Genomic DNA, 19,464 nt, shown 5'->3' with positions numbered 1-19,464 from the left:
CGCCGATTACTGGCGGATGGCTTCCTGGAACGACAGCGGCTGCTCGGTGTGCTGGGCACGCTCGGCGATCCAATCGATCACCTGCTCTTCCATCACACGGTTCTGCAGGCCAGCCATAAGCTGGGGATCATTGCGGTACATCTCAATGACCTGATCCGGCTCTTCGTAGGTGGAAGCAATCAGACGCATGGTTTCGTTCAGGCGCTTCGGATCCAGACGCAGCTCGTTCTTGCGGGCCACTTCACCGACCAGCAGGCCGACCAGCACGCGCTTGGAAGCTGCATCCTTGAAGCCCTCGTGGGCATCGGCCGGCACCTGGCCCGGGTTGCCGCCCTGGCGACGGATGGCGTCCACCTGCTGAGCCAGCATCGAACGGGCTTCGTTCTCCACCAGACGCGGCGGCAGTTCGACCGAAGCGTAGGCCGCGATCAGCTGCTCGCCAACTTCGCGACGCAGACGATTCATCAGCGCACCCTTGAGCTCGCGCTCCAGGTTGGAACGGATGTCGGCGCGGAACTGCTCCACGTCGCCATTCTTGACGCCGAAGCTCTTGATGAACGCGGTGTCGACTTCCGGCATTTCCTGCTCGGAAACCTCGGTGACCACCACCGTGACCTTGACCGACTTGCCGGCCAGGGCCGGCACGCGCCAGTCAGCCGGGAACTCGACGTCCAGGGTCTTTTCTTCGCCCTTGGCCATACCGACAAGGCCCTGTTCGATCTGCTCGAACATCATGCCCTGGCCGATGATGATGGTGCCCTTCTCGGTGCCTTCAGCCGGCAGACGCTCGTCGCCAGCCTGCGACCAGGTTTCCAGACCGACCAGGTCGCCTTCCTGGGCGCCACGAGTGACCGGCTTCCAGGTGCGGCGCTGCTGACGCAGGTTTTCGATCATCTGATCGATGTCGGCATCGCTGATTTCAGCGGTGTGGCGCACCACGGTCAGCTTGGTGACGTCGACGTCGCCAAAGTCCGGGATCAGCTCAACGGTGGCCACGAAGTCGAATTCGCCTTCGCCAGCCTTGTCGATACGCGGATTACCGGCGATGCGCAGCTCGTGCTCGCGCAGGGCGGCATCGAAGGTTTCGCGCAGCAGGCCGTCCATTGCTTCGGCGCGCACCTGCGGCCCGAAACGCTGTTCAATCACCTTGGCCGGCACTTTGCCCGGGCGGAAGCCCTTGATGCGTGCGGTACGCGAGATTTCGCCCAGACGGCCATTGATGTGGCTCTGCAGACGGTCTTCCGGCAGCGAGAAGCTCAGGCGGCGTTCCAGGTTGCCGGTGGATTCGATCGAAGCTTGCATGTGGACTCCTGCCACCGGAGGCATCTGCCCCGGCACGATGTGATGGTTGAAACGGTTGTGAGGAAGCGGGTCTGCGCCGCAGCCGTTTAGTTTGGCCGATATCGCCCGTCACCGCCAGCCGTGGCGGGCGTGCAATGACAATCGGAAGCGCCCCGAGTGGGCAGACAAGACCGGGCAATGGTGCGAAAGGGGGGACTCGAACCCCCACGCCTTGCGGCACTGGAACCTAAATCCAGGGCGTCTACCAATTCCGCCACTTTCGCTAAGCCGGTACAGGTCGCCATTGTTGCAGGCACATCCGCAAAGCGGAAGCCAACCCAATGGCGGATAAAGAAAAGCCACCGGATCGCTCCGATGGCTTCAAATTGGTGGGCTGTCAAGGATTCGAACCTTGGACCTATTGATTAAGAGTCAACTGCTCTACCAACTGAGCTAACAGCCCTGAAACTCTGGGTGCGGATTCTACACCGCGAGGTGATTTCCGCACCAGCCCAAAAACACCGGGCTTACATAAAAAGGAAAAGCCACCAGATTGCTCTGATGGCTTTTCGATTTGGTGGGCTGTCAAGGATTCGAACCTTGGACCTATTGATTAAGAGTCAACTGCTCTACCAACTGAGCTAACAGCCCTGAAAATCAGGGTGCAAATCTTATCGCACCCTTCTTTTTTTTGAAACCCCGGATGTGACTCCGTTGCTTCGTTTGTTCAGTGGGGTGGCTGAGGGGATTCGAACCCCCGACCGCCGGAATCACAATCCGGAACTCTAACCAGCTGAGCTACAGCCACCACTGAAAACCTAAATTTGCCTACCGCTTGCGCCAGTTGGCGCGCCCGACAGGAATCGAACCTGTAACCGCCGGCTTAGAAGGCCGGTGCTCTATCCAGTTGAGCTACGGGCGCTCAGAACCGGATTGTCGCAATCCAACGCCCATGAGTGCATCGGATGGTCGGGGTAGAGGGATTCGAACCCCCGACATCCTGCTCCCAAAGCAGGCGCGCTACCAGACTGCGCTATACCCCGGCGGTGAATCTCTCGGGTCACCCCGCGAAGTCGGCCATTATTGTGATTACGACCGAATCTGTCAACGATAATTTTCACTTCAATGGATGCGGGTATGCTTTTGCGCAGTCCCCCCACCAATAGCCATGGAGCACGGCATGCGCAGCGGCAATCCAGCCCTTTCCGAATCAACCTTCCTCGACCTTGGCAGCGGCAGCGTGGTCTCACGCGGCGCCGATGCGATGACCATCAACGGCACCGTCAGCAAGACCAGCATCCTGCTGTTGCTTGCCGTGTTGACGGCCGCCTTCGCCTGGAACAACACGCTCACCGACACCGGTGAACTGGCCGCCGCCGGCCGCCTGTATCTGTGGGGCGGCATGATCGTCGGCTTCATCCTGTCGCTGGTGACGATCTTCAAGAAGACCTGGGCACCGGTCAGCGCGCCGCTGTATGCGCTGGCTGAAGGCTTCTTCCTCGGCTCGATCTCGGCGATCTACGAAGCCCGTTTCGACGGCATCGTGTTCCAGGCGGTGATCCTGACCTTCGGCACGCTGTTCGCACTGCTGTTTGCCTACCGCAGCGGACTGATCAAGGCCACCGAGAACTTCAAGCTCGGCGTGGTTGCGGCGACCGGCGGCATCGCGCTGGTGTACCTGGCCACCATCGTGCTGGGCTTCTTCAACATCAACATCCCGTTCATCCACGACTCGGGCCTGATCGGCATTGGCTTCAGCCTGTTCGTGGTGGTGATCGCGGCGTTGAATCTGGTGCTGGATTTCGACTTCATCGAAAGCGGCGTGGAAGCCGGCGCACCGAAGTACATGGAGTGGTACGGCGCATTCGGCCTGATGGTCACACTGGTGTGGCTGTACATCGAGTTCCTGCGTCTGCTGTCGAAGTTGCAGTCGCGCAACTGAGGTTGCCGCAGGTTGTAAGCGAAGGGCGCCCGTTGGGGCGCCCTTTGTTTTTGCGGGTACTGGACGCAAAAGCCCTCCCCATCCCCTCCCCTGCTGCGCAAGGGAGGGGTGCTTTTCGCATTGCGCCAGCAACCAACCACAATAAAAAAACGGAGCGCTTTCGCGCTCCGTTTCTGCACTACCAACTACCGCCGCTGCGATCAGACGCGGCTGGCGATGGCCTGGGCGAAGCCCATCGTGGTGCCGGTGCCGCCGAGGTCGCCGGTCAGCGAATCCTTGGCTTCCATCGTGGCGACGATGGCCTTGCGCAGACGCTCGGCGTTCTGCGGCTGATCCACGTGATCCAGCATCTGTGCCGCTGCCAGCATCAGTGCGACCGGATTGGCCTTGCCCTGACCGGCGATGTCCGGCGCGGTGCCGTGCACGGCTTCAAAGATGGCCGCCTCGGCACCGATGTTGGCGCCCGGGGCCAGACCCAGACCGCCGACCAGACCGGCGCACAGGTCGGAAATGATGTCGCCGAACAGGTTGGTGGTGACCAGGATGTCGAACTGCTCCGGGCGCATCACCAGCTGCATGCAGGCGTTGTCGACGATCATTTCCTGGAATTCGATTTCCGGGTACTTGGCGGCGACTTCACGGGCAACGTTCAGGAACAGGCCCGAGGTCGACTTGATGATGTTGGCCTTGTGCACGGCGGTGACCTTCTTGCGGCCGGTGCTGCGGGCCAGCTCGAAGGCGTAACGCACGATGCGCTCGGAACCCTTGCGGGTGATGCGGGTGCCGGAGAACGCGGTCTCGCCGTCGGCCGACACTTCCTGGCCTTCAGCCAGGTAGGCGCCTTCGGTGTTCTCGCGCACCGTGATCATGTTGATGTTCTCGTAGCGCGACTTGGTGTTCGGGAACGAGATGGCCGGACGCACGTTGGCGTACAGGTCGAACTGGCGACGCAGGGCCACGTTGATCGAGCTGAAACCGCCACCGACCGGCGTGGTCAGCGGGCTCTTCAGGGCGACCTTGTTCTTGGTGATCGATTCCAGCGTGGTGGCCGGGATCAGCTCACCGTGCTTTTCCAGCGCGGCCAGGCCGGCATCAGCGAATTCGTACTGCAGCCCGGTGCCGAGCTTGTCGAGCACGAACAGGGTTGCGTCCATGATTTCCGGGCCGATGCCATCGCCACGGATGACGGTGATTGTCTGCGTCATTTTCTTGGTATTCCGAACAGGGAGGAGAGAAAGCGCCCGCCCGGCCAGCTGCCCGGAACCCGGCGCGATTGAAATGGTTTCAACTGGCAATTATGCCTGATCCAGCCCCCTCCTCCCAACTGGACCAAGGTATGGGTTCAGCCGTGATCGTGCCCGGCCGGGGCTTCGGCTGCGCCACTTTCCAGCTGATCGAGGAAGTCCACCGCCCGCCGCAGGTGCGGAATGACGATCGAGCCGCCGACCACCAGGCCGACCGAGAAGGTCTCGAAGAACTCCTCGCGGCTGACCTCGGCGTCCTTGCATTGGGCAACGTGGTAGCTGATGCAGTCGTCACAGCGCAGCACCATCGAGGCGACCAGGCCGAGCAGTTCCTTGGTCTTCACGTCCAGCGCGCCGGCCTGGTAGGTCTGGGTGTCCAGCGCGAAAAAGCGCCGGACCACCTGGTTGGGCTCGGCCAGAATGCGCTGGTTCATCCGCTGGCGGAAATCGGTGAACTCGGCCAGGCGGTCCTTTTCGCTATCGGCGCTCACGCGCCCTGCCCGGCAAACAGCGGCTCCAGCTTGCCTTCGCGGTGCAGCGCCATCATGTCGTCGTAGCCGCCCACGTGAACGTCGCCGACGAAGATCTGCGGCACGCTGGTGCGGCGGGTGCTGGCCATCATCTTCTCGCGCGCGACCGGATCCAGGTCGATGCGCACCTCGGTCCACGACTGGCCCTTGCTTTTCAGGAAGTTCTTGGCTGCCACACAGTACGGGCAAACCGCGGTGGAGTAGATGGTGATCTCCGGCGCGCCGTTGGCGCCATTGGTTTCGTTGCTCACAAGGAAACTCCTGACTGGAAACAATGTCTGTATATGGTAGCGGCCGACCGGATTTTCGACGCTATCAACAGAACACTGCGGATTAACCTGTGCTTCACATCGCCTACTGTGTTCCCCGTCATTCTCCGCCCAGCCTTTTCCGGAGCTACCGCTTGCGCACGCTTTTGCTCGCCACCGCCGTCACCCTGGCCCTGGCCGTCCCACCGTCCTTTGCCGATGACACCAAGCTGCCGGACATCGGCTCGTCGGCCGGTGAACTGCTGACCCCGGCGCGTCAGGCCGAGTACGGCGGCATGATGCTGCGTGAGTTGCGCAACTACGGTTACCTGCTCGACGACCCGCTGGTGAACGACTGGCTCAACACCATGGGCACGCGACTGGGCTCCAACAGTGCCCAGCCGCAGCAGAAGTACACCTTCTTCATGATGAAGGACCGGCAGATCAACGCCTTCGCCACGCTGGGCGGCTACATCGGCATGAACGCCGGGCTGGTGCTGACCGCCGAGCGCGAGGACGAAGTGGCGGCGGTGCTGTCGCACGAAATCGCCCACGTCACCCAGCAGCATGTGCTGCGTGGTGTGGAACGGGCCCAGCGCGACCAGATTCCGATCCTGCTGGGCATGCTGGCCGCGGTGATCGCCGCCCAGCAGGCCGGCGGCAATTCGTCCAGCGACGCCACCATGGCGGCCATCACCTCCGGCATGGGGCTGATGCAGCAGCGCCAGATCAACTACACCCGCTCCAACGAATCCGAGGCCGACCGTTTGGGCATCCGCACGCTGGCCCGCAGCGGTTACGACGTGGACGCGATGGCTGGTTTCTTCGAGCGCATGTCCGCCGCGATGCGCGGCAATCAAGGCGGTTACTCGACGCCGGATTTCCTGCGTACCCACCCGGTCAACATCACCCGCATCAGCGAGGCCAAGGCACGCGCCGAGCAGATGAAGAAAGACACGGTGCTGCTGACCACGCAGACCCCGACCGGCGTGCGTCAGGAGCGCGTCAATCCGTCCGAGCCCGACGCCAGCCGTGATCCGCTTGGCAGTCAAGGCAACCCGCTGTTGCCGGCCGGACTGCAACTGAACCTCCCCGACGCCGGTTTGCCGCGCGGGGAGACCGGGTTGTTCGACTGGGCCCGCGAACGACTGCGCGTGCTCAGCGCACCCACGCCGTCGGAGCTGGTGCGCGAGTACGAAAGCCTCAAGCGCAGCCAGAAGGACGGCCTGACGGACCCGCAACGCTACGGTGTGGCGATTGCGCGCCTGCGCGACGGCGGTGTGGCCACCGCACAGGCACTGCAGGACCTGCGGCAACTGCAGACCGAATACCCCGACAACCTCTGGGTCAACCTGGCGCTGGGCGAGGCCGAATCCCGCAGCGGTCGGCATGCCGAGGCCAATCGCCGCTTCGATGCCCTGCTCAAGCGCCTGCCCCAGAGCCGGCCGGTGGCGCTGACCTACGCAGGCGTCCTCAATGAACAAGGCGGCGAAGCGGCCGGTAAGCGCGCCCAGGCGATGCTGCGGCCGTTGCTGACCAGGAACAGCGACGATCCGGTGCTGCAGAGCAGCTTCGGCCGCGCCAGTGAGTTGGCCGGCGACGCCACCCGCGCCAGCGAAGCCTATGCCGAAGCCGCCTATCTGAACGGGCGTCCGGAGCAGGCCTTGATCCAATTCCAGGCGCTGCTCAAGCGTCCCGAGCTGGATTACGTGAGTCGCGCACGGGTGGATGCCCGGATCGAATCGATCATGCCGACCGTGCTGGAAATGCGCCGGCTGGGCGTGCGTGACCCGGACATGTCACGCAACTGACCCGATCCTGCATGGCCGGCAACGTTTGCTGCCGGCCAATGTCACAAACCCGTCATCAAACCGTAGTCTACTGAGCGCATCCCCCGCTTGATGGGCTTAACGGTAGCCACGACGTGCAGAAACGCATCCTGATTGTCGATGACGAACCCGCGATCCGTGACATGGTCGCTTTCGCCCTGCGCAAGGGCGAGTACGAGCCGGTGCATGCCGGCGACGCAATGGAGGCACAGACCGCCATTGCCGACCGTGTGCCGGACATGATCCTGCTGGACTGGATGTTGCCCGGCACCAGCGGGCTGGAGCTGGCCCGGCGCTGGCGCAAGGAGGCACTGACCCGCGATGTGCCGATCATCATGCTCACCGCCCGTGGCGAAGAGAACGACCGCGTCGGTGGTTTGGAAGCTGGCGTCGATGATTACGTGGTCAAGCCGTTCTCGGCACGCGAATTGCTGGCGCGCATCCGTGCCGTGATGCGACGTACCCGCGACGACGACGAAGACGGCAGCGTTGCAGTCGGCAGCATCCGCATCGATGGCGCCGCGCACCGCGTGTTTGCCGGTGATGCGCCGGTGCCGATCGGCCCGACCGAATATCGCCTGCTGCATTTCTTCATGACCCATCCCGAGCGCGTCTACACGCGTTCGCAGTTGCTCGACCACGTATGGGGCGGCAGCGTCTATGTGGAAGAACGCACCATCGACGTCCACATCCGTCGCCTGCGCAAAACACTGGAACCGTTTGCTGCCGAAGACATGGTGCAGACCGTGCGCGGTGCCGGCTATCGGTTCTCCGCGTCCACGTGAACCGGCCGGCTTCTTTTGCTGCTTGATGCTATAACCCGGGTTCCTCCTGCCAGTTCCACTTGCACCATTCCGAGCGCGCAATGCCCCGTAAATTTCGATCTGCCTGGTTGAAGACACTGGCCACTGTGGCCGTGCTGTTGCTGTTGGCCGGGCTATTGGGATTGCTGATCGGACATCCGGCGCTGGCCGTTGCAGCGGCGGCCTTGGCGGTACTGACGTGGCATTACTGGCGGTTGCGAAAAGTGTTGTTGCGGCTCACCGCTCGCCAACGTTGGGAGACCTCCGAAGGCACCGGCGTGTGGAACGAACTGGACCGATTGCTGTATCGCAACCAGCAGGAAATGCGCACACGCAAGCGGCGCCTGATCGAGATGCTGCGCAGTTATCGCGCCGCCGCCGCCGCACTGCCCGACGCGGTGGTGGTGGTGGATCGCAACACGCAGCGTGTGCAGTGGTTCAACGAAGCGGCCACCAGCTTGCTTGGCCTGCAGCATCCGACCGATATGGAAGCACCGCTGGTCGAACGTTTGCAGCCGCTGCCGCTTGCACATTGGCTGGCGGGCGGCCGCAATGCCGAACCCATTCTCGATGCGAATTCGCCGGTGGATCCGGGCATCCGCCTGCATCTGCGGTTGATTCCGTATTCGGATCACCACTGGCTGCTGGTGGCGCGTGATGTCACCAAGCTGCTGCACCTGGAACAGGTACGCCGCGATTTTGTTGCCAACGTCTCGCACGAACTGCGCACGCCGTTGACCGTGGTGCACGGCTACCTGGACATGATGGAGCCGGAGGATTTCCCCGATACCGGCCCGATGCTGACCGAGATGCGCAAGCAGTCGCAGCGCATGGCGCAGTTGGTCGAAGACCTGCTCACCCTGTCGCGACTGGAATCGCAGCAACACACCGAACTTGAAACCGTGCCGATGACCTCGATGCTGGCCTCGCTGCGACGCGAAGCCGAAGCGCACAGTCAGGGCCGCCACACCATCACCGTCGAAGACAAAGCAGGCGTGGACCTGGCCGGTTCCAACAAGGAACTACACAGTGCCTTCTCCAACCTGCTGACCAACGCGGTACGTTACACGCCGGCCGGCGGTCGCATTTCGCTTGTTTTCAGCCGTGAAGGCGAAGGTGCGGCATTGTCGGTCACCGACACCGGCTACGGCATCCCGGCCGGCCACCTGCCGCGCTTGACCGAACGCTTCTACCGCGTGTCCAGCAGCCGCTCGCGCGAAAGCGGCGGCACCGGTTTGGGGCTGTCCATCGTCAAACACATTCTTGGTTTGCATCAGGCGCGATTGGACATCCGCAGCGAAGTCGGCAAAGGCAGCACGTTTGCCTGCCACTTCGATGCCGAACACGTCCGTCCACGCAGCTCCACCTCCACGAACGCACCCACGGAAGACTTCCCGGCATGAACCCTCCCGCCCCTGCACCCGTTGTCATCGCTCCCGATCCGCTGCGTGACCCGGCGCTGTACATCAACCGGGAGCTGTCGCAGCTGGACTTCAACTTCCGCGTGCTGGCGCAGGCGATGGACGAACAAGTGCCACTGCTGGAACGTCTGCGTTTCCTGTGCATTTCCTGCACCAATCTGGATGAATTTTTCGAGATCCGCGCGGCGGCCGTTCGTCATGCACAGGAGTTCGGCCTGCCACCGGCGCCGGACGGCATGAGCCCGCAGGCCATCCTCAATGCCATCCACGACCGCGCTGCCGAACTGGTGGACAACCAGTACCGCTGCTGGAATGAAGTACTGCGTCCTGCGCTGGCCGAGGCCGGTGTCGGCATCCTCGCGCAGAAGTCCTGGACGCCGCGCCAGCACCGTTGGCTGCGCGCGTACTTCCGCAACGAGATCATGCCGGTGCTGTCGCCGCTCGGTCTGGACCCGTCGCATCCGTTTCCGAAGATCCTCAACAAGTCACTGAACATCGTCGTCGTACTCAAGGGCACCGATGCCTTTGGCCGTACCGGCCACCTGGCGCTGGTGCGCGCACCGCGTTCGCTGCCGCGCATCATCCAATTGCCCGAATCACTGGGTGGCCCACAGAACTTCGTGCTGCTGTCGGCGGTGCTGTCGACCTTTGTCCACGAGCTGTTCCCGGGCATGGAAGTCCAGGGCGCGTATCAGTTCCGCGTCACCCGCAACTCCGAGTTGGTGGTGGACGAAGAAGAAGTAGAGAACCTGGCATTGGCGTTGCGCGATGAACTGGTCGACCGCGGCTATCGCCCGGCGGTGCGCCTGGAAATCGCGCATGACTGCCCCAAGCCGATCATGCAGACGCTGCTGCAGAACTTTGGCTTGTCTGAAAACGCGGTGTATCGCATCAATGGCCCGGTCAATCTCAACCGCGTGATCCAGGTGTATGACCTGCTGCAGCGTGCAGACCTGAAGTACCCACCGATGGTGCCGCGCGTGCTCAAGACGCCCGAAGGCATCTTCGAGATGGCCGCGCGCAACGACATCCTGATGCACCATCCGTTCGATTCGTTCAGCACGGTGTTGGAGTTGATCCGCGAGGCGGCGGTCGATCCGAACGTACTGGCGATCAAGCAGACGCTGTACCGCACCGGCAAGGATTCCGGGATTGTGGAAGCCCTGATCCTCGCCGCGCGCAACGGCAAGGACGTGACCGTGGTGGTCGAGCTGCGCGCGCGTTTCGACGAAGAAGCCAACCTCGGCCTGGCTGACCGACTGCAGGATGCCGGCGTGCAGGTGGTGTACGGCGTGGTCGGCTTCAAGACCCACGCCAAGATGCTGCTGATCGTGCGCCGCGAAGGCCGCAAGCTGCGCCGTTACGTGCACCTGGGCACCGGCAATTACCATAGCGGCACTGCCCGCGCGTACACCGACCTGAGCCTGATCACCGCCGATGCGGACATCGGCAACGACGTGCATCTGTTGTTCCAGCAGCTGTCCGGGCTGGCGCCGAAGATGAAGCTCAAGTGCCTGCTGCAGTCGCCCTTCACCCTGCACCCGGGCCTGATCAAACGCATCGAGCGCGAGACGCAACTGGCGCTGGCCGGCAAGCCGGGCCGCATCATCGCCAAGATGAATGCCCTCAACGAGGCGCAGGTGATCCGTGCGTTGTATGCGGCCTCGCAGGCCGGCGTGCAGATCGACCTGATCGTGCGCGGTGCCTGCACCCTGCGTCCCGGCGTGGAAGGCGTGTCGGACAATATCCGCGTGCGCTCCATCGTCGGCCGCTTCCTGGAGCACAGCCGCGTTTACTGGTTCGGCAACAACGGCGCACCGGAGCTGTACTGCGCCAGCGCCGACTGGCTGGAACGCAACCTGCTGCGCCGCGTGGAAACCTGCTTCCCGATCCTGGACAACAACCTGGCCCGCCGCATCTACCGCGACGTGCTGCAGAACTACCTGGACGACAACCTCAACGCCTGGGAACTGCAGGCCGACGGCCGCTACCGCCAATGCGAGCCGGCAGCCGGCCAACCACCGCATTCGGCCCAGCAAACCCTGCTTGAAGGCTTGTAAGTACCGGGACTGAGCCGCGCCAGGCCCCTCTACCATCCAGTCGGATGGAGCGGGGTCGCCTGCTGCTCCTCCTCCGCATATCAGCGAGCAGCCTTGCAGTGACAAACGCGACAGCTGCAGCGCAAGGCCTGCCGCGCCCTAGGGGCTCGGCAACGATCCACACATGAAAACGGGGTGACGCCGCCCCCCGACCATCGGCTACCATTCCGCCATGCCCCAGTCCTCCCTGACTCCCCCGCCCTTGCAGGACGGCGACCTGCTGGCCGCCATCGACCTGGGTTCCAACAGTTTCCACATGGTCATCGCGCGCTACCTGCTCGGGCAGCTGCGGGTGGTCGACCGCCTGCGCGAAACCGTACGCATGGCCGACGGTCTGGATGGCAAAGGCGGCCTGTCGTCCGAAGCCCGCCAGCGCGCGCTCGAATGCCTGGCCCGTTTCGGCCAGCGTATCCGCACTATTCCGCCCTATCGCGTACGCGCCCTGGCCACCAATACCGTGCGCCAGTTGCGTTCACCGCTGTCGTTCCTGATGCCAGCCGAAACCGCGCTGGGCCACGCCATTGAAGTGGTCAGCGGCCGCGAAGAAGCGCGCCTGATCTATCTCGGCGTCGCCCACGCGCAGCCGCCCAAACCGGACCAACACCGGCTGGTGATCGACATTGGCGGCGGCTCCACCGAATTCATCATCGGCAAGGGCATGCAGACGCTGGAACGCGAAAGCCTGCAGGCCGGTTGCATCGCCAGCACGCGGCGCTTTTTCCCCGGCGGCAAGTTGAGCAAGAAGCGCTGGAAAGATGCATTGACCGAAATCGGCGCCGAGTTCCAGCCTTTCGCCAACAAGTACAAGGCGCTGGGCTGGCAGGAAGCGCTGGGCTCATCCGGCACGCATAAGGCGATCAGCGAAATCTGCGCGGCGATGAAGCTGAGCAAGGGCGCGATCACCGCCGAAGCGCTGCCGCAGCTGCGCGAAGAACTGCTGCGCGCCAAACAGATCGACGACATCAATCTGCCCACACTGTCGAGTGAGCGGCGGCCGATCATTGCCGGTGGCGTACTGGTGCTGGAAGCCGCCTTCCAGGCGCTGGGCCTGCAGAAATTGTTGGTCAGCAAGGCCGCGATGCGCGAGGGCATTCTCTACGACATCATGGGCCGCGCCAGCGACAACGATCCGCGCGACGAATCGGTCGTTGCACTGACCAAGCGTTACAGCATCGACGAAGCGCAGGCGCAACGTGTTGAAGCCACGGCGCAGCGCCTGTTCGAGCAGGTCGCGGACAGTTGGAAACTGGATTCGGACGACGCCCGCATGCTCGGCTGGGCTGCACGCCTGCACGAGCTGGGATTGATGATCGCGCACAGCGGTTATCACACGCACGGCAGTTACGTGATTGAGCATTCGGATATCTCCGGCTTCTCGCGGCAGGAACAGCAGATGCTGGCCGCGTTGATCCGCACGCATCGCCGTGGCATTCCCAAGAGTGCTTTCGAGGCGCTGCCGGACCGCTTGCTACTGCCGGCAAAACGCACCGCCGCGTTGCTGCGATTGGCTGTGCTGATGCACCGCGCGCATGAGTCGGATCCGATCCCGACGCTGGAACTGTCCGTCGATGGCAATACGCTGTCGCTGGTGCTGTCCAAGGACTTCATCGATGCCCGCCCGTTGCTGCGCGCCGATCTGGTTGGCGAAGCCGAAAACATGACGGGCCTGGGCCTGAGCTTCCGCCCGTTCGTGGCCTGAGCCAGCAGGCCGCGCGGGCTTTCAGCTTGCGCAAGTGACGGCACCAAACGCCACTCGTCCAAACACTCCTCTTCGCTGCGCGAAAGGGAGTGCGTGTTTGCGCCGCGCAGATGACCAGAAGACAAGGGGAAGGCTGAAGAAGCGCGCCTTTTCAAGCTGTCATGCAACCGGAATATCCCCGACATATTGCCGCCATCGGGCGCCCGCATGCTGCCGGAAAACCGGGAGGCTGCCATGCGCTACGCCATCGTCACCGAGACCTATCCGCCGGAGGTCAACGGCGTTGCGTTGACCGTCCAGAGCCTGGAACAAGGATTGCGTCGGCGCGGGCATGAGGTGGATCTGGTCCGGCCACGCCAAGCCGAGGACACCGCCGCCGCGCATGAAATGCTGGTCCGCGGCGCCGCCCTGCCTCGCTATCCGGGCCTGCGCTTCGGCTTGCCAGCCCCACAACGGCTCGCACGCCAATGGCAGCAACGTCGCCCCGATGCCATCTACATCGCCACCGAAGGCCCGCTGGGCTGGTCGGCGATGCGCACCGCGCGGCGGCTTGGCATTCCGGTGGCTTCGGGCCTGCATACCCGCTTTGACGAATACCTGCCGGACTATGGCGCCGCTTGGTTACAGGCCGCCGCGCTGGGCTGGATGCGCCGCTTCCACAACCAAGCCGATGCCACGCTGGTGCCGACCAACGAGCTGCGGCAGTTTCTGCAGGACAACGGTTTTGCCCGCGCGCGTCAGTTGGCGCGTGCGGTGGATGCGCGCCAGTTCGACCCGTGTCGTCGCGACGCGGCATTACGCGCGGAATGGGGCATCGAAGGCGCCGGCTTGGTGGTGATGCACGTTGGCCGAATCGCGGCGGAAAAAAATCTTGGCCTGGCAGTAAAAGCCTTTCGCCGCATCCAGCAGATACGACCGAAAGCCCGCTTCGTCTGGATTGGCGATGGCCCACAGCGCGAGAAGCTGGCGTACGAAAACCCGGACTTCATTTTCTGCGGCGTGCAGCGCGGCGACGCGCTTGCCCGCCACTTCGCCAGCGGTGATCTGTTCCTGTTCCCCAGCCGCAGCGAAACCTTCGGCAACGTCACGCTGGAATCCATGGCCAGTGGTTTGGCGACGGTGGCGTTCAACTACGGCGCAGCGCGCGAGCACCTGCGCAGTGGCCACAGCGGCGTTGCCGTGGAGAACGATGACAACTTCATCGCCGCGGCCATGCAGTTGGCCAGCGACGAAGAGATGCGCGCCACGCTCGGCGCCAACGCCAGCCGGGCCATGCAGCGGTTACACCCGGAACAGGTAGTCATCGAATTTGAGGCATTGCTGGACGAACTGGCCACCCGGAGACGCCCCCATGCCATTGCTGCCGCCTGAAGGTATCGCCGCCCGCGAGGCCCGCTGGTGCCGTCGCGCAAATCACTACGGCCGTCGTCGCGGCATCCGCCGGGTGTTCTCGATCCTGAGCCGACTCGGTGACGGCGTGTTCTGGTACATGTTGATGGGCGCGCTGGTACTCGCCGACGGCCTCGATGGCCTGCAGGCATCGGTGCACATGGCGGCCACCGGCGTGGTCGCACTGACGCTGTACAAGGTGCTCAAGCGCTGGACCCGCCGACCGCGCCCATTCGCCGCCGACCTGCGCATCCGCGCGTGGGTGGCACCGTTGGACGAGTACAGCTTCCCTTCCGGCCACACCTTGCATGCGGTGTCCTTCACCGTGGTGGCGCTGGCGTATTACCCGTGGCTGGCGCCGCTGCTGGTGCCGTTCACTGCCGGCGTGGCGCTGTCGCGGGTGGTGTTGGGCCTGCATTACCCCAGCGATGTGCTCGCCGCCACCGGCATCGGCGTGCTGCTCGGTGCCGCCTCGCTGCAGCTGTGGCCACTGCCGTTCTGATCTGGCCCTACAATGCGTGGCATGACCACGTTGTTCATCTCCGACCTGCATCTGGACCCCAGCCGTCCAGCCATCACCGAGCTGTTCCTCCGCTTCCTGCGCGATGAAGCGCACCAGGCCGAGGCGCTGTACATCCTGGGCGACTTGTTTGAAGCCTGGATCGGTGACGACACTCCCTCCAGCGCCGCCGATGCGGTCGCCACTGCCCTGCATGAAGTGCACGACGCCGGCGTGCCGGTGTACTTCATCCGCGGCAATCGCGACTTCCTGGTTGGCAACGATTACGCCGCGCGTGCCGGCATGCGCATCCTGCCCGATCCGGCGGTGATCGAGTTGTACGGCAAGCCGGTGCTGCTGCAGCACGGCGACCTGCTGTGCACCGACGATGTCGCCTACCAGGCATTCCGTGCGCAGACCCGCGACCCGGCCTTCATTGCTCAGTTCCTGTCACAGCCGCTGGAAGCGCGCATCGCCTTCGCACAGAAAGCACGCGCCGCCAGCCAGGCACATCAGTCGGAAATGAAACAGGACAATCGTGGCCAGTTCGAGACCGTCACCGATGTGGCGCCGGACGAAGTGGTTGCCACGTTCCAGCGTTATGGCGTGGACACCATGATTCACGGCCACACCCACCGCCCCGCCATCCACACCGTGCAGGCCGGCGAACACCGCTGCACCCGCATCGTGCTGGGCGACTGGTACGAGCAAGGCTCGGTGCTGCGCGTGGATGCTGATGGGTTCCGTCTGGAAGCGCTTTAAGCGTTTTGGGTTGAAGTGGCGTTGGCTGTGATGCGTTGAAGGCTTACCCCTCCCCAGCCCTCCCCTTTGCCTGCGGCAAAAGGGAGGAGGCTGAGATGCTGCTCCCATGAATGACGAAGGCAGGGATTTTCTCCCGGCCTTCGTCGTTGTTTCTGCACTCGATTGCTTCTGAACTCAATTCCGTCTGCACTTCTAAGCCCATCGAATTCCGATGAGCGGAGGCTTCAATCAGGGTGCTTCTACCGGCACTGCCGGATCACGCGCGCAGCCCTTGAAGGTGTCCTTGCCGAGTACGAATTCGGCGCTGAACGGATGCTGCAGATCGGACATGCCATCGGAGCATTCACCGCGCTTGATGGTCAGCTTGAACGCCGCATCACCCTCGCCGCCCTGCACGGTCAGCGCGCCGTCCTTTTCATCACGCGCGCCCTCGAAGGTGCGCGGCGTGTCCATGGTTTCCGGCGTGGTGTACGACAGCTTGCCGCCTTCCGCGCGCACGCCCCAGAACGGCTCGGTGCCCGAGGCCTGCAGCGTTGCCGGGAAATCTTCCGCCGGCACCACGGTCGTTGGTTCGTCGACGCCGGACGAGGTCGTCGTTTCTGTCGCCGGTGGTTTGCAGCCGGCCAATGCGATTACCAATGCCAGCCCGAGATACATCTGCTTCATGAAACGCTCCTTGTTGCTTCCCTGTGGATTGTGCCCACCGACGCACCTGCGCGCGGTGAACAAATGTCTGACATCGATCACAACCGTGGGTCGGCGATGTCCACGCTGATGTAACGCTCACGCGCGCCGCGTGCGATGCGGCAGGCCACGGTGATGTCCTCCCCGCCGGCACGGATGAAGCCATCGACATACAGCGTGTTGGCACGGTCGTGATACGACGCGCGCCATTGATAGGTGGGAATGTCCCTGGCCACATACCGCGCTTCGACTTCCTGCCGGCACAACGGCACCAGCTCGCTGGCCTGTTCGACCGTGCGTTCGTCATTCGGGTTATGGGCAACGGCAAGCAACGGCGACAGCGCAAACACAACGGCCAGGCAACGCAGCATGGCGGACACTCCCTGTGTGGTCGGGCCGATGGTGGGATGCCGTGCGGGGCGCGTCAATCGGATCCGGTCGCTGTCGGAGTGCCTGTTCAGCACTCAGCCTGCCTGTCTGGAAGGGTTTGTCGCCGCCTGCAATGTGGACTTGCCCGATTTCGCCTGCCCCGCAGCGCTTACCCCGGGTACAAGAGCATGAGGTCGCCGGAGGCCGGTAGGGATTGCATCTCAGGTGCGCAGTCGCGCGATGCCGCTCAGTCGGCCTGTTCGACCAGATCCGCCAGTTCGTCATCGTCGAAGCCGGCCAACAGCCGTGCTTCGACGTTGAATGGGCCGCGCAGGTAGCCGTGGGCGTACTCGTGCAGCAGTTCCTTGAAGCGCGCACGCGGCTCGACGCCTGCACGCGCGCAGTACCAGCGGTACCAGCGTGAGCCGGCGGCAACATGCGCCACTTCCTCGCGCAGGATCACTTCCAGCACGTCGGCCGTGGTTGCATCGCCGAGGGAGCGCAGCTTGGTGATCATCGCCGGGGTGACATCCAGGCCGCGCGCTTCCAGCACACGCGGCACCAGACCCATGCGGGCCAAGCCATCGTGTGCGGTCTTCTCGCACATTTCCCACAAGCCGTTGTGCGCGGGGAAATCGGCATAGTCGTGACCGTGCGCCAGCAGCCGTTCGCGCAGCAACATGAAGTGCCGCGATTCGTCATCGGCGCAACTCACCCAATCGGCGTAGAAGCTGCCCGGCAGTCCACGGAAGCGATACACCGCATCCCAGGCCAGGTCGATGGCATTGATTTCGATATGGGCGATGGCGTGGATGAAGGCCGCGCGCCCTTCCGGCGAACCAAAACCACGCCGCACCAGATCGCGCGGATGCACCAACACCAGCTGTGCGGGGCGGCCGGGCGTGCGGATGGGTTCGGGGTCCGGTGCCTGCTCCGGCAGCTTCAGAGTGCCTGCACGGTAACGCGCGGCGAAGTGCTGGGTCAGTGCGACTTTTTCAAGCGGATCGGACGCAGCCATGCAGAGGCTGGCGGCGTCGAGCAGGGAGAAGTCGTTTGCTTCGTGATGCCGGAACTGCTTATCGGCAGACGTGTGTGCTTGTTGGAATGTCATGGGCACTTGCGCATCACGGTTTCGTTCCTTCCCCTCTCCCCAACCCCTCTCCCGCAAGGGGAGAGGGGCGTCAGGGCCTCAAGCGCGGCGCAGCTTCTTGGCTTCATCCGAGCGCAGTTGCAGGATGCGCTCGAAGTAACCGTCTTCAATGCCGGTGACGTACTTGCCGTTGAAGCAGGACGAATCGAACTCTTTCAACTCCGGGTTGCCATCACGCACGGCGACTTCCAGGTCTTCCAGATCCTGGTAGACCAGCCAATCGCAGCCGAGGTGCTTTTCAATTTCCTCGACGCTGCGGTTGTGCGCGACCAGTTCTTCCGGCGCCGGCATGTCGATGCCGTAGATGTTGGGGTAACGCACCGGCGGTGCGGCGCTGGCCAGGTACACCTTGCGGGCGCCGGCGTCGCGCGCCATCTGCACGATCTGCTGGCTGGTGGTGCCGCGCACGATCGAGTCATCGACCAGCAGCACCACGCGGTTGCGGAACTCCAGATGGATCGGATTGAGCTTGCGGCGCACCGATTTCTGGCGCTCGCCCTGCCCCGGCATGATGAAGGTGCGGCCGACGTAGCGATTCTTGACGAAGCCTTCGCGGTACTTCACGCCGAGCACGTTGGACATCTCCAGCGCGGCATCGCGCGAGGTGTCCGGGATCGGGATGATGGTGTCGATGTCGTGGTCCGGACGCAGGCGCAGGATCTTCTCGCCCAGCTTCTGGCCCATGCGCATGCGCGCCTTGTGCACCGACACGTTGTCGATCATCGAATCCGGGCGCGCGAAGTACACGTACTCGAAGATGCACGGCGTCTGCTGCGTGTTGGACGCGCACACTTCGGTGAACAGCTCGCCACGTTCGGTGATGACCACCGCCTCGCCCGGGGCGACATCACGCACACGCTCGAAACCGAGCACGTCCAGCGCCACCGACTCCGACGCCACGATGTACTCGTCGCCTTCCACATGCGTGCGCTTGCCCAGCACCAACGGGCGGATGCCATGCGGATCACGGAAAGCCACCAGGCCCAGGCCCAGCACCACGCTGACCACCGCATAGCTGCCCTTGCAACGGCGGTGCACGCCGGCCACGGCGCGGATGGCCGCTTCCGGGGTGAGCATGCCCTGCGCGTCGAGTTCAAAAGCGAACACGTTCAACAGCACTTCGCTGTCTGAATCGGTATTGATGTTGCGGCGGTCTGCCTCGAACACCTGGCGACGCAGCGCCTCGGTGTTGATCAGGTTGCCGTTGTGCGCCATCGCGATGCCGTAGGGCGAGTTGACGTAGAACGGCTGCGCCTCATCGGTGCCTTCCGAGCCCGCAGTGGGGTAGCGCACATGGGCGATGCCGATGCGGCCCTGCAACAGCGCCATGCGGCGCTCATCAAACACATCCCGTACCAGGCCACTGGCCTTTTCCACGCGCAGGCGCGTGCCGTTGACGGTGGCGATGCCAGCTGCATCCTGGCCGCGATGTTGGAGGACGGTCAGGCCGTCATAAAGCTGCCCGGCGACGTTCTGGTTGCCGACGATTCCGACGATGCCACACATGTTGCGCGA

Annotated in this window: 17 protein-coding genes and 6 tRNA genes; 9 read left to right on the top strand and 14 right to left on the bottom strand. The window is 63.6% G+C overall.

Features of this window, described 5'->3' with window-relative positions; genetic code table 11:
* Positions 1-6 precede the first annotated feature (6 nt).
* The 7 genes from tig to ACREP4_RS05180 all read right to left on the bottom strand — a co-directional run bounded on the left by tig (position 7) and on the right by ACREP4_RS05180 (position 2,324).
* Positions 7-1,302: a trigger factor gene (gene tig / locus ACREP4_RS05210; RefSeq protein WP_431595111.1), complete on the bottom strand. Its 1,296-nt coding sequence runs from the start codon at positions 1,300-1,302 to the stop codon at positions 7-9.
* 178 nt (positions 1,303-1,480) lie between these two features.
* Positions 1,481-1,565, bottom strand: a tRNA-Leu gene (locus tag ACREP4_RS05205).
* A gap of 103 nt (positions 1,566-1,668) precedes the next feature.
* A tRNA-Lys gene (locus ACREP4_RS05200) sits at positions 1,669-1,744 on the bottom strand.
* Positions 1,745-1,856: 112 nt separating this feature from the next.
* Positions 1,857-1,932 (bottom strand) — tRNA-Lys (locus ACREP4_RS05195).
* Between the two features lie 80 nt (positions 1,933-2,012).
* Positions 2,013-2,089 (bottom strand) — tRNA-His (locus tag ACREP4_RS05190).
* Between the two features lie 37 nt (positions 2,090-2,126).
* Positions 2,127-2,203 (bottom strand) — tRNA-Arg (locus tag ACREP4_RS05185).
* Between the two features lie 44 nt (positions 2,204-2,247).
* A tRNA-Pro gene (locus ACREP4_RS05180) sits at positions 2,248-2,324 on the bottom strand.
* Between the two features lie 137 nt (positions 2,325-2,461).
* Here ACREP4_RS05180 and ACREP4_RS05175 point away from each other — a divergent pair.
* Complete coding sequence (locus ACREP4_RS05175) at positions 2,462-3,223, top strand: Bax inhibitor-1/YccA family protein (RefSeq protein ID WP_431595110.1); 762 nt, start codon at positions 2,462-2,464, stop codon at positions 3,221-3,223.
* Positions 3,224-3,423: 200 nt separating this feature from the next.
* Here ACREP4_RS05175 and ACREP4_RS05170 read toward each other — a convergent pair whose 3' ends face one another.
* The 3 genes from ACREP4_RS05170 to grxC all read right to left on the bottom strand — a co-directional run bounded on the left by ACREP4_RS05170 (position 3,424) and on the right by grxC (position 5,248).
* A complete protein-coding gene (locus ACREP4_RS05170) occupies positions 3,424-4,428 on the bottom strand; it encodes an isocitrate dehydrogenase (protein WP_431595109.1) in 1,005 nt (334 codons plus the stop codon).
* Between the two features lie 137 nt (positions 4,429-4,565).
* Entirely contained in the window at positions 4,566-4,901 is a 336-nt protein-coding gene (locus ACREP4_RS05165; protein ID WP_431595322.1) for a carboxymuconolactone decarboxylase family protein, read from the bottom strand.
* A gap of 53 nt (positions 4,902-4,954) precedes the next feature.
* Positions 4,955-5,248, bottom strand: a complete 294-nt coding sequence (gene grxC / locus ACREP4_RS05160) for a glutaredoxin 3 (protein ID WP_431595108.1) — start codon at positions 5,246-5,248, stop codon at positions 4,955-4,957.
* A gap of 89 nt (positions 5,249-5,337) precedes the next feature.
* On the opposite strand from grxC, the gene ACREP4_RS05155 reads away from it, so the two are divergent.
* The 8 genes from ACREP4_RS05155 to lpxH all read left to right on the top strand — a co-directional run bounded on the left by ACREP4_RS05155 (position 5,338) and on the right by lpxH (position 15,746).
* A complete protein-coding gene (locus ACREP4_RS05155; protein WP_431595107.1) occupies positions 5,338-7,056 on the top strand; it encodes a M48 family metalloprotease in 1,719 nt (572 codons plus the stop codon).
* 113 nt (positions 7,057-7,169) lie between these two features.
* Positions 7,170-7,859, top strand: coding sequence for a phosphate regulon transcriptional regulator PhoB (phoB, locus tag ACREP4_RS05150; RefSeq protein WP_431595106.1), 690 nt, complete (start codon positions 7,170-7,172; stop codon positions 7,857-7,859).
* A gap of 80 nt (positions 7,860-7,939) precedes the next feature.
* Entirely contained in the window at positions 7,940-9,280 is a 1,341-nt protein-coding gene (gene phoR, locus ACREP4_RS05145; protein WP_431595105.1) for a phosphate regulon sensor histidine kinase PhoR, read from the top strand.
* Entirely contained in the window at positions 9,277-11,358 is a 2,082-nt protein-coding gene (ppk1, locus tag ACREP4_RS05140; protein WP_431595104.1) for a polyphosphate kinase 1, read from the top strand. The genes phoR and ppk1 overlap by 4 nt, the downstream gene beginning before the upstream one ends.
* A gap of 211 nt (positions 11,359-11,569) precedes the next feature.
* Positions 11,570-13,096 carry an exopolyphosphatase gene (gene ppx, locus ACREP4_RS05135; protein ID WP_431595103.1) on the top strand — a complete coding sequence of 509 codons (1,527 nt, stop codon included), beginning with the start codon at positions 11,570-11,572 and terminating at the stop codon, positions 13,094-13,096.
* A gap of 234 nt (positions 13,097-13,330) precedes the next feature.
* Entirely contained in the window at positions 13,331-14,467 is a 1,137-nt protein-coding gene (locus ACREP4_RS05130) for a glycosyltransferase family 4 protein (RefSeq protein WP_431595102.1), read from the top strand.
* Entirely contained in the window at positions 14,448-14,987 is a 540-nt protein-coding gene (locus ACREP4_RS05125; RefSeq protein WP_431595101.1) for a phosphatase PAP2 family protein, read from the top strand. The genes ACREP4_RS05130 and ACREP4_RS05125 overlap by 20 nt, the downstream gene beginning before the upstream one ends.
* A gap of 21 nt (positions 14,988-15,008) precedes the next feature.
* On the top strand, positions 15,009-15,746 hold the full coding sequence (gene lpxH, locus ACREP4_RS05120; protein WP_431595100.1) for a UDP-2,3-diacylglucosamine diphosphatase: 738 nt from the start codon (positions 15,009-15,011) through the stop codon (positions 15,744-15,746).
* Between the two features lie 228 nt (positions 15,747-15,974).
* On the opposite strand, the gene ACREP4_RS05115 is transcribed toward lpxH, so the two are convergent.
* The 4 genes from ACREP4_RS05115 to purF form a co-directional block, all read right to left on the bottom strand.
* Entirely contained in the window at positions 15,975-16,412 is a 438-nt protein-coding gene (locus ACREP4_RS05115) for a COG3650 family protein (RefSeq protein WP_431595099.1), read from the bottom strand.
* 77 nt (positions 16,413-16,489) lie between these two features.
* Positions 16,490-16,801 (bottom strand): hypothetical protein, encoded by a 312-nt coding sequence (locus ACREP4_RS05110; RefSeq protein ID WP_431595098.1) that lies wholly within the window; start codon positions 16,799-16,801, stop codon positions 16,490-16,492.
* 245 nt (positions 16,802-17,046) lie between these two features.
* Complete coding sequence (locus tag ACREP4_RS05105) at positions 17,047-17,817, bottom strand: ferritin-like domain-containing protein (protein WP_431595321.1); 771 nt, start codon at positions 17,815-17,817, stop codon at positions 17,047-17,049.
* 171 nt (positions 17,818-17,988) lie between these two features.
* Positions 17,989-19,455, bottom strand: coding sequence for an amidophosphoribosyltransferase (purF, locus tag ACREP4_RS05100; RefSeq protein WP_431595097.1), 1,467 nt, complete (start codon positions 19,453-19,455; stop codon positions 17,989-17,991).
* Between the last annotated feature and the right edge of the window lie 9 nt (positions 19,456-19,464).

This window comes from Stenotrophomonas sp., from assembly GCF_050737575.1.
In the GTDB taxonomy this organism is placed as follows: Bacteria; Pseudomonadota; Gammaproteobacteria; order Xanthomonadales; family Xanthomonadaceae; genus Stenotrophomonas.
This window is presented reverse-complemented; position numbering and strand designations above follow the sequence as displayed.

What these genes read in the sequence shown, in the direction of transcription:
- tig (WP_431595111.1), bottom strand. Translation starts at nt 1,302, where the DNA reads ATGCAAGCTTCGATCGAATCCACCGGCAACCTGGAACGCCGCCTGAGC.
- ACREP4_RS05175 (WP_431595110.1), top strand. Translation starts at nt 2,462, where the DNA reads ATGCGCAGCGGCAATCCAGCCCTTTCCGAATCAACCTTCCTCGACCTT.
- ACREP4_RS05170 (WP_431595109.1), bottom strand. Translation starts at nt 4,428, where the DNA reads ATGACGCAGACAATCACCGTCATCCGTGGCGATGGCATCGGCCCGGAA.
- ACREP4_RS05165 (WP_431595322.1), bottom strand. Translation starts at nt 4,901, where the DNA reads ATGAACCAGCGCATTCTGGCCGAGCCCAACCAGGTGGTCCGGCGCTTT.
- phoR (WP_431595105.1), top strand. Translation starts at nt 7,940, where the DNA reads ATGCCCCGTAAATTTCGATCTGCCTGGTTGAAGACACTGGCCACTGTG.
- ppk1 (WP_431595104.1), top strand. Translation starts at nt 9,277, where the DNA reads ATGAACCCTCCCGCCCCTGCACCCGTTGTCATCGCTCCCGATCCGCTG.
- ppx (WP_431595103.1), top strand. Translation starts at nt 11,570, where the DNA reads ATGCCCCAGTCCTCCCTGACTCCCCCGCCCTTGCAGGACGGCGACCTG.
- ACREP4_RS05130 (WP_431595102.1), top strand. Translation starts at nt 13,331, where the DNA reads ATGCGCTACGCCATCGTCACCGAGACCTATCCGCCGGAGGTCAACGGC.
- ACREP4_RS05125 (WP_431595101.1), top strand. Translation starts at nt 14,448, where the DNA reads ATGCCATTGCTGCCGCCTGAAGGTATCGCCGCCCGCGAGGCCCGCTGG.
- lpxH (WP_431595100.1), top strand. Translation starts at nt 15,009, where the DNA reads ATGACCACGTTGTTCATCTCCGACCTGCATCTGGACCCCAGCCGTCCA.
- ACREP4_RS05115 (WP_431595099.1), bottom strand. Translation starts at nt 16,412, where the DNA reads ATGAAGCAGATGTATCTCGGGCTGGCATTGGTAATCGCATTGGCCGGC.
- ACREP4_RS05110 (WP_431595098.1), bottom strand. Translation starts at nt 16,801, where the DNA reads ATGCTGCGTTGCCTGGCCGTTGTGTTTGCGCTGTCGCCGTTGCTTGCC.
- ACREP4_RS05105 (WP_431595321.1), bottom strand. Translation starts at nt 17,817, where the DNA reads ATGGCTGCGTCCGATCCGCTTGAAAAAGTCGCACTGACCCAGCACTTC.
- purF (WP_431595097.1), bottom strand. Translation starts at nt 19,455, where the DNA reads ATGTGTGGCATCGTCGGAATCGTCGGCAACCAGAACGTCGCCGGGCAG.